The organism is Streptomyces sp. NPDC093149 (assembly GCF_044754145.1).
Taxonomy (GTDB): domain Bacteria; phylum Actinomycetota; class Actinomycetes; order Streptomycetales; family Streptomycetaceae; genus Streptomyces.
Window position 1 is genome coordinate 450,542 of sequence record NZ_JBIVON010000002.1, and the last position, 15,390, is coordinate 465,931.

Annotated in this window: 11 protein-coding genes; 1 reads left to right on the forward strand and 10 read right to left on the reverse strand. The window is 72.2% G+C overall.

Annotated elements, in window-relative coordinates; all coding sequences use genetic code 11:
- The first annotated feature begins 57 nt into the window (after window positions 1-57).
- Window positions 58-1,041 (forward strand): methyltransferase domain-containing protein, encoded by a 984-nt coding sequence (locus ACIQCZ_RS08570; protein ID WP_402280754.1) that lies wholly within the window; start codon window positions 58-60, stop codon window positions 1,039-1,041.
- A 53-nt stretch (window positions 1,042-1,094) separates the two neighbouring features.
- Here ACIQCZ_RS08570 and ACIQCZ_RS08575 read toward each other — a convergent pair whose 3' ends face one another.
- The 10 genes from ACIQCZ_RS08575 to ACIQCZ_RS08620 all read right to left on the reverse strand — a co-directional run bounded on the left by ACIQCZ_RS08575 (window position 1,095) and on the right by ACIQCZ_RS08620 (window position 15,389).
- Window positions 1,095-2,285, reverse strand: a complete 1,191-nt coding sequence (locus ACIQCZ_RS08575; RefSeq protein WP_402280756.1) for an FHA domain-containing protein — start codon at window positions 2,283-2,285, stop codon at window positions 1,095-1,097.
- Window positions 2,286-2,395: 110 nt separating this feature from the next.
- Entirely contained in the window at window positions 2,396-3,754 is a 1,359-nt protein-coding gene (locus ACIQCZ_RS08580) for a VWA domain-containing protein (protein WP_402280758.1), read from the reverse strand.
- 132 nt (window positions 3,755-3,886) lie between these two features.
- Complete coding sequence (locus tag ACIQCZ_RS08585) at window positions 3,887-5,197, reverse strand: protein phosphatase 2C domain-containing protein (RefSeq protein ID WP_402280759.1); 1,311 nt, start codon at window positions 5,195-5,197, stop codon at window positions 3,887-3,889.
- Window positions 5,194-7,935: a tetratricopeptide repeat protein gene (locus ACIQCZ_RS08590; RefSeq protein ID WP_402280761.1), complete on the reverse strand. Its 2,742-nt coding sequence runs from the start codon at window positions 7,933-7,935 to the stop codon at window positions 5,194-5,196. Before ACIQCZ_RS08590 ends, ACIQCZ_RS08585 begins: the two co-directional genes overlap by 4 nt.
- Before the next feature lie 61 nt (window positions 7,936-7,996).
- Window positions 7,997-9,322 (reverse strand): hypothetical protein, encoded by a 1,326-nt coding sequence (locus ACIQCZ_RS08595; RefSeq protein ID WP_402280763.1) that lies wholly within the window; start codon window positions 9,320-9,322, stop codon window positions 7,997-7,999.
- 101 nt (window positions 9,323-9,423) lie between these two features.
- Window positions 9,424-10,452, reverse strand: coding sequence for a glutamate ABC transporter substrate-binding protein (locus ACIQCZ_RS08600; protein WP_402280764.1), 1,029 nt, complete (start codon window positions 10,450-10,452; stop codon window positions 9,424-9,426).
- Between the two features lie 11 nt (window positions 10,453-10,463).
- Window positions 10,464-11,858, reverse strand: coding sequence for a hypothetical protein (locus ACIQCZ_RS08605; protein ID WP_402280766.1), 1,395 nt, complete (start codon window positions 11,856-11,858; stop codon window positions 10,464-10,466).
- 370 nt (window positions 11,859-12,228) lie between these two features.
- Window positions 12,229-13,203: an N-acetylglucosamine kinase gene (locus tag ACIQCZ_RS08610; protein ID WP_402280767.1), complete on the reverse strand. Its 975-nt coding sequence runs from the start codon at window positions 13,201-13,203 to the stop codon at window positions 12,229-12,231.
- Entirely contained in the window at window positions 13,194-14,483 is a 1,290-nt protein-coding gene (locus ACIQCZ_RS08615; protein ID WP_402280768.1) for a 6-phospho-beta-glucosidase, read from the reverse strand. The genes ACIQCZ_RS08610 and ACIQCZ_RS08615 overlap by 10 nt, the downstream gene beginning before the upstream one ends.
- Before the next feature lie 3 nt (window positions 14,484-14,486).
- Window positions 14,487-15,389: a carbohydrate ABC transporter permease gene (locus ACIQCZ_RS08620; protein ID WP_402280770.1), complete on the reverse strand. Its 903-nt coding sequence runs from the start codon at window positions 15,387-15,389 to the stop codon at window positions 14,487-14,489.
- Between the last annotated feature and the right edge of the window lies 1 nt (window position 15,390).

The window sequence follows — 15,390 nt, forward strand, 5'->3', positions numbered from 1 at the left end:
GGCCCGGACCCGGCCCGGTTCCTGGCCCCGGGGCCCCCGGCGCAGGAAGGTGGAGGTATGGACGACGCGCAGCCGGATCCGTTCGCCGCGTCCGCCGCCGAGGAGCGGTGGGCGATGGTGCGCGGCATCGTGGCCGGCGGGGTGCTCGGTGACCCGGAATGGCTGGCCGCGTTCGAGGAGGTGCCACGGCATCTGTTCGTGCCGTACTACTTCGTGGGCGGCGGACGGGACCGCCTGTGGTGCGAGGACCCCGACCCGGTCAGGCGGGCCCAGTGGCTGCGCGGGGCGTACGCGGACGGAGCGCTGGCCACCCGGATCCGGGACGGCGAGCTGATCTCGTCGAGCAGCCAGCCGTCGCTGATGGCACGGATGCTCGAAGAGCTGGACGTACGTGACGGGCAGCGCGTCCTGGAGATCGGCGCGGGCAGCGGCTACAACGCGGCACTGCTCGCGCACCGGCTCGGTGACGACGCCGTGACCACCCTCGACCTCGACCCGGAGATCACCGAGTCGGCCCGCCGGCACCTGGCGGCGGCCGGTTACCACCCGGCCGTGATCACCGGGGACGGCACACGGGGCTGGCCCCCGCGCGGACCGTACGACCGGATCATCGTGACCTGCACCCTGCCGTGCGTACCGCAGGCCTGGCTGGACCAGTGCAGGCCGGGCGCACTGATACTGGCTCCGTTCGCCACCGGACTGATCCTGCTGCGGGTACGGGAGTCGGCGCACGGGAAGTACGCCGAGGGCCGGTTCCTGCACACGCCCGCGTACTTCGTGCCACTGCGCGGCACACCACCGGGATCGGCGCGACGTCCGCACACCGGCACAGTGCCCAGGCGCGTCAGCGAGAACGAACTCTTCCAGTTCCTGCTGACGCTGACCGAGGCCACCCTCGACCCCCGCGAGGCCCTCTCCCTCTGGCAGCGCGAGCGGCGCCCCGAGCGGGAGAGGTTCGGCATCACGGTCCGCGACGGGCGGCAATGGGCCTGGCTGGACGACCCCGAGGGGCCGTACGCCTGGCCACTGCCCGACGGATAGCGCGGTTCGGAGCCTGCCGGGTGACCTTCGGCCGGAGGTCACCCGGCAGGCTCTCAGTCCCGGCGGATCGTGATCGTCGTCCACGCCCCGACATGCACCCGGTCGCCGTCCTGGAGCGGGACGGGGACATAGGGCTGGATCGGGTCCTCGGCACCGTTGAGCGTGGTGCCGTTGGTCGAGTTCTGGTCGACCACGGCCCAGCCGCCGTCGGGCTGCTGCACCAGCACGGCGTGCTGGTGCGAGACGCCCGGGTCCTCCGGCGGCACGGACAGATCGATGTCCGGGGACTCGCCGGTGCTCTGCCTGCGGCGACCGACGGTGACCTGGTTGCCGGTGAGCGCGAGCTGCTGCTCCGGGGAGTACGCGGGCAGGTTGAGCCCGGTCGCCTCGGGACCGCTGCGCTGCATCATCGCCAGGAAGTACTCACGGTCGGGGGCGATGACCGCGGTCCAGCTCGCGGGCGGCTCGTTCTGCTCCCGGCCCGGGAACGACGGTTGCTGCTGCGGACCCGACGGCTGCGGGGCCTCGGTGCGGGACGGCGGTGACAGCATCCAGTCGTCGTCGCCACCGGCCTGCGGCCCCTGCGGGGCCGGCGGCTGCGGCGCGGGCGGCGCGGGCGGACCCGGCCGCTCGAACGAGGGCGGCGCCGACTGCTGCTGGAACAGCGGCGGTGCCGACTGCTGCTGGAACGACGGGGGCGGTGTCGACTGCTGCTGGAAGGACGGCGCGGACGGCGGACCCTGCTGGAACGGCGGCGGCGACTGCGGACCCGGCGCCGGGGGGCCGGGGCGGCTTCCCGGCTCGGGGGAGAGCGGCTCGGCCGGGCGGTTCACCTGCGAGGGCCGCGACCCCTGGTACTCGAACGGATCGCGCTGCTGCTGCGGACCCGGCGGCTGCTGCGCCTGGAAGCCGGGCGGCAGGTTGAGGCCGGGCGGCGGGCCGGGAACGCTGTGGGACGGGGCCAGCGGCGTGTACGACGTCGCGGTGTTCGTGAGGAAGTTCCAGCGGCACTCCTCGCAGAACGGCGCCATCGCCTCGCGCGGTGTGCGGCACTGCGGGCAGAGCTCGGCCTGCTGGGGCGTGCCCGGGCCGGAGCCCTGCGGGTGGCCGTAACCGGGAGCGGGCGGCGGGGGAGGCGGCGGGGGGACTGCACCCGCGGGCGCGCCAGCCCCGGCCATGCGATGGCCACAGACCTCGCACCAGTCATCGGAACCCGACTGGTGTCCGTTCGGGCAGGTCGGCATGTCGGCTCTTCCTCCTCTCCTCGTCCGGCCCCGGGGGCCGTCGTTCGCTGTTGCTCTTCGCCACCCGGTGGATCGCTCCGGCCGGGTGGCCCGACTGTGCTGCTGTGCGGTTATTTCTTGACGCGTACGGTCTTGGTGGAGCGTGTTTCGAGTGTCATCGAGTCGGCCTCCGCGACCTTCGCCTTCAGTCGCACAGTACCGGTCGCGGCATCGACGACGTCCACCACCTTCGAAAGCAGTTTCGCAGTGTCCTCGTTCCCGGACGCCGACGCCAGCTGCACCGCACGGCCCAGTTTCGCGGTCGCGCCGTCGAAATCTCCCGACTTGCGCGCATCGAGCCCCTGTTGGATGACTTGTGCCAGTTCCGCCTGGCCGGTGTAGTGCGCGACCTGCGGGTTGATCGAGGTGGACGCCGCCATGTCCTCGGTCCACACCGCCCGTACCAGACCCTGCGACAGTGTCTGCGGCGCCCCGCCCGACGGGTCGGGGAGGATCAGCGAGACCCGGGACGCCAGCATCTCCTGCCCGATCCCGGCCTCCGGCACCTGTACACAGATGTGGTAGTCGCGGGACTCGTCGCCCCAGGAACCCGTGGGGTAGTCCCCGGCGCGGGGACCCGCCTCGGTGCGGCGACCGGTCAGATCGACGACCGTGGGGGCGACCTGCTTCACGAACTTGATCTCGACCCCGACGGGGGTCCAGAGCCGCAGCGCGACATCCGCGACCTCCTTGCCCATCGCGTTCTCCATCATCTGCGTGAAGTCCGCGGCCAGCCCTGCCGGGTCGGCGACGATGTCGGCCGTGCCGAGCAGCGCGGAGGCGACGGCTGTGACCTCTTTCACTTCCCAGTCCGTGCCGACACCGCGGGCGTCACAGGTGAAGCGGCCCGCGCAGGATTCGAGCGCGGCCCGCAGATCCTCCGGCGCCTCGTGCTCGTTGCGCCCGTCGGTGAGGAGGATGCCGTGCCGGATCTCCACATCGGCGGCGCCGAGCAGCCGGTCGGTCAGCCGCAGCCAGGTGCCGATCGCCGTGCCGCCACCGGCGCTGAGCGCGCGCAGGGCCTCCTTCGCCTGGGCCCTGGTCCGGGCGTCGGCGACGGCGAGCCTTCCGTTGCCCGGGTAGACCTCCTTGGCGACGTGCGTACCGCCGACCACGGCGAACCGGGTGCCGTAGCGCAGGGTGTCGATCGCCGCAGCCGTCGCGTCGCGGGCGTTGCGCATCTTCGTCGGCGGATAGTCCATCGAGCCGGAGCAGTCGACCATGATCACCACGGCGGCGTCCGGTGCCTGCCCCGCTGTGCGCGTGGGCGTCCCCGCCGCACCGGGCAGCGGGACGCCTCCGGTGGTGCCGCCCCCGGTGGAGGTGACCGTGACGATCGCGTTGACCTCGCGACCACCCTCCGGCAGATATTCGTTCTGGTACACCTCGACGGAGAACTGGGGCACGTTCGACTTGGAGAAGTTGGCCATCTGATCGGCTCCTCGGGACTCCAGGTGTCGGATGAAGACAGCTGTGAGAGAAGAAAAAAAGGGTGAAGGCGGGCGAAGGCGACGGGGCGGAAGGGGCGAACGGAACGGGAACCAAGCGTTACGGAACGGGCCTCATGCGGTGCCGCAGGCCGATCCTGCCCCCTGCGGCGGTACGGCGAACGGCAGCAGAGCCACTGTTACGTTGTCGTGGCCCCCACCGTCGAGCGCGTGACCCACCAGCACCTGGGCGCCGTGCAGTGGCCGCGACCGCGCGTCGGCCGGCACCGCCGCGGCCATCTCCGCCGCCGACTCCGCGTAGTTCCACAGCCCGTCCGTGCACACCACCACGAGACCGGACCGGTCCGGTTTGAAGGAGGCCGTGTGCGGTTCCAGTTCGTACGCGTCGGCGCCGAGCCACCCCGTGATGGCGTGGGCGCGCTCGTCCGCGTACGCCTCCGCCTCGTTCATCAGGCCCGCCGCCACCATCTGCGCGGCCCAGGAGTCGTCCTCGGTCAGCCGGGCGGGCGGGCTGGTGCGGTCGTCCGGCACCCAGTAGACGCGGCTGTCACCGACCCAGCCGACGACCAGCAGACCGGCCGCCATGACCGCGCCGACCAGGGTGCACGCCGGGGCGTTCCGATGGCGGTGCGGGTCGTGCTCCATGGCCCGACCGGGCTCCTGCGCCAGGGAGTTGACCGACTCGGCGGCGGCGACGATCGCCTCGTGCATCGCCTGCTGCGGATGGGTGCCGCGCGGCAGCGACTCCAGGAGCGCCTCGTTGGCGGCGCTCGCGGCAGCCGCCGACGCCTCGTCGGGACGGCTCGCCGAGGAGACACCGTCGCAGACGATCGCGACGACGGCAGGCGAACCGTCGGGCAGGGCGGTGGTCGACACCGCGAACGAGTCCTCGTTGCGGTGATGGCGCAGACCCCGGTCGCTGACGGCGGCCACCGAACCGAGCTCCTGTTCCATGTGGTCGCGCTCGCGCGGCTGGGCGTGACCGCAGTTCTCGCAGTAGCCGTCGGTGTCGACCCGGCCGGCCCGGCAGGCCACGCACAGCTTGGTGCCGGCCGACGGCGGTGCGGACAGATCGACGGCGGGCGTACGGGGGTCCGGCGCGGGCGGCGAGGCCTTCGCGGCCGGTGCGGGCGCGGCCGTCGATGATGTGGCGGCCGGTGCGGACGCGGGCGCCGGCCCGGGTGCGGCCAGCTCGAAGTCGCCCGATCCGCCCGGTTCGTCGGGCCGGACCTCGGCCGGGCGGGCCGCCGCGCCGTTCTCCGTCGGCACGGTCATGGCGATCGTCGGGCGGTCCTGCGGCGGCGCGGGCACGGCCGAGAGGTCGTACCCGCACGCACCACAGAACAGGTCCCCCGGCTCCAGCGGCTCCTCGCAGCCGGGGCACTTCGACAAGGCCGTCTCCTGGGGCTTCTGCGACATTTTCACACCCACGTCCGGGGGCGGAAGCGGTTGGCCCGCTCCACCAGTTCGATCCTCTCGTCGCCGGGCTCCGCAAGCCGGGCGAGCATCCGGTACGAGCGCTCCAGCCCCAAACGCAGGCCGCGCTCGTCCACCTCACTGCCGAGCAGCGTTCTCGGCCCGTTCGACCCGGCAGGCACGTGTGCCCCGGGGGCCGAGGACCGAGCCGCGGGACTCCCGGAGAGCACCCAGTCGAGCGCCTTCCCCAGCACCTCGGTCGACAACTGCTCGCGGCGCACCGCGCCCAGGCCGAAGCCGGCCAGTCCCGAGATCTGTTCGGCCGCGGCCGTCAGATCGGCGATCAGCGGCTCGTCCGGAGCCCGTTCCCGCAGCCTCGCCCGCACCGCCGCGACCCGGGCCGCCGTGTAATGGATCGACGCCTCCGGCACGGACTCCAGCGTCGCCACGGCCCCGGTGCGGTCCCCGGCGGCGATCTGCACCCGGGCCAGGCCGAACGCGGCGCTGACGAAGCTCGGATCGGTCGTCCACACCAGCCGGTAGTACTCGGCCGCGTTGTCCAGCTGGCCCAGCACCTCCGCACAGATCCCCAGCGCCAGCTTGGGCGCCGGCTCACCGGGGAACGCGTCGTACACCGCGTCGAAGGAGAGCGCCGCGTTCTCGTTGTCGCCGATGACCAGCGAGGTGATTCCGCGGTACCAGACGACCCGCCAGTCGTCCGGGAACCGGTCCTCCAGCTCCGCCAGGGTCTGCCCCGCGGCACCGAGTTCGTTCATCTCCAGACGGGCGCGCAGTTCACGCAGCCGGGTCTCCAGCGACGCCGCGGGCACGGCGCCGAGCGCGGCGATCAGTTCGGCGGGAGCGGTGGCCATCAGCCCGGCGAGGAAGCCCGCGTTGGGGTCGCTCGCGTCGACCCGGGGGACGGGCAGGGCGAGCGAGGTGGCCCGTGCGTCGAGCCCGGCCGGCCGGGGGCCGTTCGGGACGTACGGCCCCGACGGCGCACCGGGATCGGCGACCGGGACGCGAGGACCCGGAATCGCGGCGGGGGTCTGCGCGTACGGGAGCGCCGCGCCGCCGGACCGTACGTGTGCGGGCGGCGCGGTCAGCGGACCGGCTCCCGCCACCGGATGTCCGGGCGCGGCCGGCACACCCGCGGGCAGCGCGCCCGGCCCCGTACCCGGCACGGGGGTGACCGCGGGCGCGCCGGTCCCCGCCCCCTTCCGTCCTCGCCCGAAGCGCCCGGACGACGCCGGAGCGGCGGCCCGTGCCCCCAGCCGTGACACATCGTCCGTCAGCTCGGCGAACAACTGCGTGTCCGTGACCCGTACTTCCGTGCCGAACAGCGTCGACAGCGCGGGCCGCGGCCGTCCGGTCTGCAGCGACACCACCTCGCGCAGCACGCCCGTCAGCTGCTCCGCCATCTCCGCCGCCGAGGCGAACCGCCGCGCCGGATCCGGGTCGGTGGCCCGTACCAGCAACCGGTAGAACGACTCGTAGCTCCGGAACACCTCGATGTTGTCCGGGTCCGGCAACGAGTCCACGAAGACGTTGGTGTAGCCCTGGAAGTCGAAGGTGAGCACCGCGAGCGTCCGCGCGACCGTGTACAGGTCGGAGGCGACCGACGGGCCGACCTCCGCGACCTCCGGCGCCTGGTACCCCACCGTGCCGTAGATGGCCGACTCCTCGTCGTCCATCCTGCGGACCGCGCCCATGTCGATCAGCTTCAGCTGGTCCTCGGTCTGGATCGCGTTGTCGACCTTGAAGTCGCAGTACAGCAGGTTGCGGCTGTGCAGATGACCGAGCGCCTCCAGCGCCTCGATGCCGTACGCGCACGCCTGCTCGACCGGCAGCGGATCGCGCTTCCCGGCCGGGGTGCGGCGCTCGTTCGCGATCTCCTTGAGCGCCTTGCCGCCGACGTACTCCATCACGATGTAGCCGTCGAGCGAGCCGGTGCGCTGGTCGAGGTGCTCGACGAAGTTGTAGATCCGGACGATGTTGGAGTGCTCGATCTCGGCGAGGAAGCGGCGCTCCGAGATGGCGGCCGCCATGGCGTCCTGGTCGCCGGTGTCGAGCAGGCCCTTGAGGACCACCCAGCGGTCCGACACCGCCCGGTCGACCGCGAGATAGACCCAGCCGAGCCCGCCGTGCGCCAGACAGCCCGCGACCTCGTACTGACCGTGCACGATGTCGCCCTCGTGCAGCTTGGGCACGAAGGAGTACGGGTGGCCGCACTTGGTGCAGAACCCCTCCGTGCGGCCCGCCCGTTCACCACGGGCCCGGCCCACCGGGGCCCCGCAGTCGGAACGCGAACAGAACCGCTTCCGCTCCGGCACCTCCGGGTTCTCCATCACCGCCGAGCGCGGGTCGGGACGCGGCACGTCCGGTACCTGCACCAGCCCCGCACCCAGCCTGCTGCGACCGGACGCCCCCGAGGACGAACCGGAGGAACGCACCGACACCGAACGGGACGTGGCGCCGCCGGACAACGAGCGCGACAGACGCCCCGAAACGGAACGCCGCGAGGTCGACGAACGGGACGAGGACCGCGAGGAGGCCCGGGAACTGCTGCTGCTGCCCCTGCTGCCCCTGCTGCTCGCGCCGCCGCCCGCGATCCCGGTGGGCGGCGAACTCACCGTGCCGCTCGGGGAGACGACCGGAGCCAGCCCGCAGGTGTCGCAGTACAGCTCACCGCCGCCCACGTCCTCGTAACTGCCCTCGCACGCGGGGCGCTGGCACTGCGTACTCATGGTCCGTCCCCCTGTTCGCCCCGCCGCCGCGGCGGCCCGTCCACCTCGCGCACACCCGTCCTCATCGCCGGTCCTCCGGTTCCGGGGCCCGGCGCTGCGACAGCAGTTCGGCCGCCGCCTCCTGGTAGCGCAGCACCGCCTGCGCGGCGACCCGCAGATCGCACGGCGCGCTCCACAGCATCCGGCGTGCCGCGTCGTACCGCTCGATCAGCAGCGGGTCCTCGGCCAGACCGTGCCGGGCGACCTTCGCCTTGTACGCGTCGAGCCTGCCGCGCAGCTCCGCCCGCACGGCGAGCGGGGCCGTGACCGCGGTCAGCGACTCGCGGGCCCGCAACAACTCCTCCTCGGCCTCCCGCTCCAGCGTCTCCAGGAGCGGGGAGAGCCGGTGCCACTGGGCATGCCTGCGGTACTCCGACGCGGCGGCCAGCCGCTCCTGGAGCGCGGTCGCCGGACCGCTGACCGCGGGCACCTCCGAGGCGGCGATCTTCGCCAGCACCTCGCCGCGCGCCGACCGGGCCTCGGTCAGCGTCCGGTCCGCGCGGGAGAGGACGTCACGCAGGTGGACCAGGCGCTGTTCGGCGTCCTGCCGGACCGCGAGCACCGCCTCGATCTCGCGGCGTACGTCGTCCAGGGCGCGGGCCGCCCGGTCGTACCGCGTCGTGTCGGGCCGCCCGCCGCCCGGCGCCGAACTGCCGGGCCCCGACAGCCAGAAGGCCAGCGGATCGGAGATCACCTGCACCCGCAGCGTGGTCAGCTCCTGGGTGATCGCCTCCAGATCGTCACCCGCCGGGTGCTCACCGGGCCGCACACCGACGGAGTGCGCCAGCGAGCGGGTGCGGTGCAGCTCGGCGGAGAGCAGGTCTATCCGCGCGGGCAGCGCGGACCACACGGAGTCGGAGGCGACGACCATGTCCAGCGAGCGGGCGTACAGCTCGTTCATCCGGGCGACCAGCTCCTCCAGCGTGAACCGCTCGGAGAGCCTGGCCGGGCCGGTGATCGACGGATCGGGGCGGCCGGCCGCGTGCGCCACGGTGACACCCTGGCCGCGCAGCAGCTCGGTGAGGGCCACCAGGTCGTCCCGGTTGGGGTGGCGTCGGCGCGCCCGCACCGCGCGGGCCTCGGCCAGCGCCCCCGCGTAGGCGTCGAAGTACCCCCACAGCAGGGTGATCGACTGTTCGGTGGAGGCCCAGCGCTCCTTGGTGACACCGGTCAGATCGGCGCCCTCCAGGAGCCGGCGGCCCGCGTGGTCCTGCAGGGCGAGGAGCGAGGTCTCGATCGCCTCGTGCTCCGCGCCCAGCCGGGCCAGCGCACGGTCCGCCTCGTCCCGGTCCATGACCGGGCCGGGGGGCCTCCCCGCATAGCCGGGGAAGGAGCCCGCGACGCCCATCGATCACCTCTCCGCTCTTCCTGCCGGGACGGGCCCGAAAGGATCAGTGCCACTGCCTCGCCGACCGGGACCGCGCCGGAGCGCACCCGGCCGGCCCCGCACTAGTTGCTCCGGTACTTGGGTGCCGGCGGTGCCTTTATCCCCGGCAGTCCGGCCTCCAGCCAGTGCCGGTACGACTCCATCCAGGGGCTGTTCGCACCACCCCTGCGGTAGTCGACCAGCACCTGGTTGACCCGGGCCACCAGATCGTCGGCGCCGCGCTTCGTGGCCACGCCGTAGTACTCGGTGGTGAACGGTTTGTCGCCCTTGAGCTCGACCGCCGGGTCCTGGGCGGCCTGTCCGGCCGCCAGCGCGTTGTCCGTGACGATCGCGTCGACCTCACCCAACTGGAGCCGCACCAGGCAGTCCAGCTGATTGGGGACGGTGAGCTGGTCCTCGTCCTCGTCCGTGCCGTCGTGCTCGTCCTTGAAGACCGCACCGAACGACTGCTTCTCCAGTGCCTCGTACGCGGTGGAGCCCTCGGCGGTGCAGACCCGCTTGCCGGCCAGGGACTTGTCGAACCCGGTGATCGACGAGCCCTTCGGTGCCAGGACCTGCTGCCCGGCCTGGAAATAGGCGGTGGAGAACGAGACCTGCTGCAGCCTGGCGCAGTTGATCGTCATCGTCCGGACGACGACATCGACCTTGTCGTTCTCCAGGGCGGCGATCCGCTGGTTGGTGGGGATGGCCCGGAAGATCACCGCGTCGGGATCGCCCAGGATGTTCTTGGCGATGGCCCGCACCAGGTCGATGTCGAAGCCTTCGATCCCACCGGTCTCCGGATCGCGGTAACCCCAGCGGAAGCTGTTCTGGTCGACGCCGGCGATCAGCTTTCCGCGCGCCTTGATCTTCTCGATGCTCGGGCCGCTTCCGCTCGACGGCGGCAGACTCGCCTCCGGATCCTCGCAGTCGCCGGACCGGGTCTGCACGGCCTGCGCCGTACCCGGTCCGGCGGTGTCCCGGACGAAGGCTTCGGCGCCGCCGTGGGAGAGCGGCAGCAGGGTGAGCGAGGCCGTCACCGCGCAGGCCACGGCCATGCCCGTCACCCCGCCCCAGCCGCGCAGCCCGGGGCCCGTGCGCTTCCTGGTCATCGCTCCCCCTCTCACCGGTACTCCGAGAGCCTGCGGTTGACCCCGAGGATCGCGGCGAGGGCGCCCAGCGCGGCGAGTGCGGCGGCGCCGGCCGGAAGCCCGCCCAGCGCCCCGCGCCCGTTCTCCGCGGCCCGGCTGAACTCGCCCTGCTCATGGGCGAGCGCCTGCTTCAGCGCCTCGTCCACCCGGTCGAAGGACTCACCCGTCGAGTCCTTCGGCCCGATGATCTGCTTCAGCGCGCCCTCGTAGTCGCCGCCGTCGTCGGTCGTGCGGGCGGTCCGGTGGCGGTCCTGCCACTCGGAGACACCGTCGATGGCCTTCTCCACCGGCGAGCTCCCCCGGGGATCGCCGTCCGCGAGCTTCCTGGCTCTCCCCAGCTCTTCGCCGAGGGCCTTGATGCCCGTGTTGTAGTCGGTCTCGTACTTGTCGTTCCTGCCGTCCGGGGTGAGCACCGCGCCACGGGCGACGAGAGTGAGGTTCTCATTGGCGCGTGCCTTCAGCGAGTCGATCCGCGCATGGTTGAGAACGTCGAGCGACTGCTGTCCGTGCACATCGGCGCTGCGCAGTTCGGACCGCGCCACGGTGTGCCCCACCGCGAGCCACAGCAGCACCACGGTGGACGCGGCGGTCGCGACGAGCAGCCCGTGATTGAAGACCCGGTTCGTCCTGCGGTAGTTGCGCCGCTGCGCCCAGAGCAGTCCGGCCAGGGTCACGACACCGAGCCCGAGCGAGAAGAACGGCCAGACCCTGGCCGCGTCGCTGTCCTGGCCCAGCCGGTCGGTCTCCGCCGTGTACAGCCGCTCGGCGGCCGGCAGCAGGATGTTGGTCATCCGCTGGTTCGCGTACCGCAGATAGGCACCGCCCAGGGGCAGGCCCTGCCGGTTGTTCGCGCGGGCCCGCTCGATCAGCCCCGTGTACCGGGGGAGTTCCTCGTTGAGCGTGGTGATCTCGTGACCGGACTTCGTCGAGGCGTCCGTGTTGGCCGCGGCCTTCACCAACAGCCGGGAGGCCTCCTTGATGTCCCTGTCGTACTGGTCGTGGACCGCGCGCGGCTCCTGCGCCCCGGCGAGGAAGCCGCCGGCCGCCGCGGTGTCGGCGTCGGCGAGCGAACGGTAGATGGCCGCCGCGTCGGCGCTCAGCGGCTGGCTGCGGTTCACCACGTCGTCGGCGGCGGCCGCCCGGTCGGCGATCTCGAACGCCGTCACGCCCCCGAACGCGACGACGAGCAGGGCCAGTACGGCCCCGATGATCCGGAGCCTGCCCGGTTCGGTCGTCGCCGCGGCCCTGAGCCGTTCGGACGTCACGGACCAGGCGCCGCGCCGAGGCGGAACGGGTGCGGTCGCGGGCACGGGCGGCTGCGCCCGCGCGTGGTCCGGCGCCGTGCGTACATTCGGCGGGTGTGTCACTCGACCTCCCCCTCGGTCACGGACGGTGGCCCGGCCCCCGGCCGATCGGGGGACTGGTACCCGGCCTGAAGTATGGCCGCGGGGACCGACATCCACACCAGGAACGCCTTGATCCTGCATCGATCCACGGACGCGTTCCTTCGCATTCGATCAAGGCATGCGCCGCCGATCAAGCCGATCGGCGGATCAATCCCCTGAGCGGACCGAACTCCCCACTCATGAACACGTCCGGGACAACTGATCGGTTCCCTTGCACAAGGGGCGTCCGCGGCGCGAAATGCCGCGGACGCCCCTTGGGAGGAGACACGCCCCTTGGGAGGAGACACGCCCCTTGGGAGGAGACACGCCCCTTGGGAGGAGGCGGACCGGATCAGCCGTACTGCGCACGCAGCCTCTCGTGCACCGAGGCGCCCGCCCCGGTGTGGTCCAGGCCGAGCAGCGCGGCCCCGAGCACCGGTGGCTCCGTCACCACCCGGATCACCGCCTTCGGGGCACGTACCGCGAGGAGTTCGGCGATCCGGCCGTCCAGCTGCGGGTGACGGGCCGCCAGCACCCCGCCGCCCAGCACCACCGGCGCCTCCTCGTCCAGCAGACCGAGCCTGCCCAGCGCGACCGACGCCATCGCGACGACCTCCTGCGCCAGCCGTTCCACCAGCGCGCCCGCCACCGGGTCACCGGCCGCCGCGGTCGCGAAGAGCACCGGAGCCAGCTCGTGCCGCCGTTCGAACTCGACGTGCCCCAGATGCAGCGCCTCGATCAGCGCGTACATCGAGCCGAGACCGAAGTGTCCGGGCAGCGTCCGGGCCAGCTCGGTCGGCTCACCGCGGCCGTCCTCGGCCCGCGCGGCGAACCACATCGCCTCCTCGGCCAGCCCCGCACCGCCGCCCCAGTCACCGGATATCCGGCCGATGGCCGGGAAGCGCGCGGTCCGCCCGTCCGGCACCATGCCGACACAGTTGATCCCCGCGCCGCAGACCACGGCCACCCCCCGGGGCTCGTCCACCCCCGCGCGCAGGATCGCGAAGGTGTCGTTGCGCACCTCGACCGTGGCTCCCCAGCCACGCGCACCCAGCGCCCGGGCCAACTGCTCCTCCTCCACCGGGAGGTCGGCGTTGGCGAGACAGGCCGACACATGCGTGACGGCACCGGCCGGCACGCCGGACAGCTCCAGCGCCTGTCCGACGGCCGCGCCGAGAACGTCGACGGCCGCCTCGATCCCGACGGCCGGCGGCTGGAAGGCACCGCCGCGTCCCGTCGACAGAATCGTTCCGTCCGCACCGATCAGGGCCACATCGGTCTTGCTGTTCCCCGCATCGATCGCGAGGACCGAAGCGTTCACGCCCACGCCAGGTGCTCCCGGTTGTGCGCGATCAGCTTGTCGGTGAGCGCCTCGGCGTACTCGAACTGGCCGATCAACGGGTGGGCGAGCAGCGCCTTGAACACTGCGTCTCTCCCGTCCGCCCGCCCGGTGGCCCTCCCTCCGAGAAGCGCTGCCTCCAGGGCGAGGTCCTCGTACGCCGTCACGTTGGCGATCAGGCCGGCGTACAGCGGGTCCAGCTCCGGCACGGCGAGCGGGGTGGCGCCCGTCCCGTCGACCCTCGCCTGCACCTCGATCACCGCGTCGTCCGGCAGGAACGGCAGCGTCCCCCTGTTGTACGTGTTGACCACCTGCACCGGGCTGCCGCCCGAGCCGAGCAGTGAGGACGCCAGGTCGACGGCCGCCTCCGAGTAGAAGGCGCCGCCGCGCTTGGCGAGCAGCGCGGGCTTCTCGTCCAGCGCCGGGTCGCCGTACATGGCGAGGAGTTCCTTCTCCATCGCGGCCACCTCGGCCGCCCGGGACGGCTTGGTGCCGAGTTCCCGTACGACCTCGTCGTGCGCGTAGAAGTAGCGCAGGTAGTACGAGGGGACGACGCCGAGCCGGTCGACGATCGCGCGCGGCATGCGCAGATCGCCCGCGATGGTGTCGCCGTGCTCGGCGAGCAGCCTCGGCAGGACGTTCTCGCCGTCCGGGCCGCCGAGGCGGACACCGAGTTCCCAGGTCAGGTGGTTGAGCCCGACATGGTCGAGATGCACATCGGCGGGCGTGACGTCGAGGAGCCGGGCGAACTTCCGCTGGAAGCCGATCGCCACGTTGCACAGGCCGACGGCCTTGTGCCCGGCCTGGAGCAGCGCCCGGGTGACGATGCCGACCGGGTTGGTGAAGTCGATGATCCAGGCGTTCGGATTGGTGCGGCGGACCCGCTCGGCGATGTCCAGGACGACCGGGACGGTGCGCAGCGCCTTGGCGAGACCGCCGGCCCCGGTGGTCTCCTGGCCGACGCAGCCGCACTCCAGCGGCCAGGTCTCGTCCTGGTTGCGGGCGGCCTGGCCGCCGACGCGCAGCTGGAGCAGTACGGCGTCGGCGTCGGCGACGCCCGCGTCGAGGTCCGAGGTGGTGACGATCCGCCCCGGGTGGCCCTGCTTGGCGAAGATCCGCCGGGCGAGGCCGCCGACGAGTTCGAGGCGGCCGGCCGCCGGATCGACGAGCACGAGCTCCTCGATCGGCAGCGTGTCCCGCAGCCGGGCGAAGCCGTCGATCAGTTCAGGTGTGTAGGTGGACCCGCCACCAACTACTGCGAGCTTCATAGGTCAGCCCTTTACTCCGGTCAGTGTGACGCCCTCGACGAAAGCCTTCTGGGCGAAGAAGAAGACGAGGATCACGGGGGCCATGACCAGTACGGTCGCGGCCATGGTCAGGTTCCAGTCGGTGTGGTGTGCGCCCTTGAAGGATTCCAGGCCGTAACTGAGCGTCCAGGCGGCCGGGTTCTCGGAGGCGTAGATCTGCGGGCCGAAGTAGTCGTTCCAGGCGTAGAAGAACTGGAAGAGGGCGACAGCGGCGATGCCCGGCCTGGCCATCGGCACGACGACCTTCATCAGCGTGCGGAACTCACCGCAGCCGTCGACCTTCGCCGCGTCGAGGTACTCGTTCGGGATGGTCAGCAGGAACTGCCGCAGCAGGAAGATGGAGAACGCGTCGCCGAAGGCCATCGGGATGATCAGCGGCCAGAGCGTGCCGGACAGGTCCAGCTGCTTCGCCCAGAACAGATACATCGGGATGACGACGACCTGCGGCGGCAGCATCATCATCGAGATGACGAGCATCAGCGACAGATGCCGGCCCCGGAAGCGGAACTTGGCGAGCGCGTACGCCACGGGCAGCGACGACACGACGGTGAGTACCGTGCCGAGCCCCGCGTACAGCAGGGTGTTCTTCCACCAGGTCAGAAAGCCCGGAGTGTCGAACACCTTCTTGTAGTTGCTCCACTCGAAGGGGTGCGGCCACAGATCGCGGGTCAGCGCCTGCTGGTCGCTCATCAGCGAGGTGAGCAGCAGGAAGACGAACGGCAGCACGAAGAAGAGTGCGGCGGCGACGCCGAGCGCGTGCACGGCGATCCAGTTCAGCAGCGCCTTGCGGCGTGCCGTGCGTTCGGCCGGGGTGGCCGGTTCGGCCGCCGGGTCGGCCGCCTTCAGGGTGTCGAGAGCCTGCGCCACG

Coding starts and splice junctions, on each gene's coding strand:
- ACIQCZ_RS08570 (WP_402280754.1), top strand. CDS start 58: ATGGACGACGCGCAGCCGGATCCGTTCGCCGCGTCCGCCGCCGAGGAG.
- ACIQCZ_RS08580 (WP_402280758.1), bottom strand. CDS start 3,754: ATGGCCAACTTCTCCAAGTCGAACGTGCCCCAGTTCTCCGTCGAGGTG.
- ACIQCZ_RS08600 (WP_402280764.1), bottom strand. CDS start 10,452: ATGACCAGGAAGCGCACGGGCCCCGGGCTGCGCGGCTGGGGCGGGGTG.
- ACIQCZ_RS08575 (WP_402280756.1), bottom strand. CDS start 2,285: ATGCCGACCTGCCCGAACGGACACCAGTCGGGTTCCGATGACTGGTGC.
- ACIQCZ_RS08590 (WP_402280761.1), bottom strand. CDS start 7,935: ATGAGTACGCAGTGCCAGCGCCCCGCGTGCGAGGGCAGTTACGAGGAC.
- ACIQCZ_RS08595 (WP_402280763.1), bottom strand. CDS start 9,322: ATGGGCGTCGCGGGCTCCTTCCCCGGCTATGCGGGGAGGCCCCCCGGC.
- ACIQCZ_RS08615 (WP_402280768.1), bottom strand. CDS start 14,483: ATGAAGCTCGCAGTAGTTGGTGGCGGGTCCACCTACACACCTGAACTG.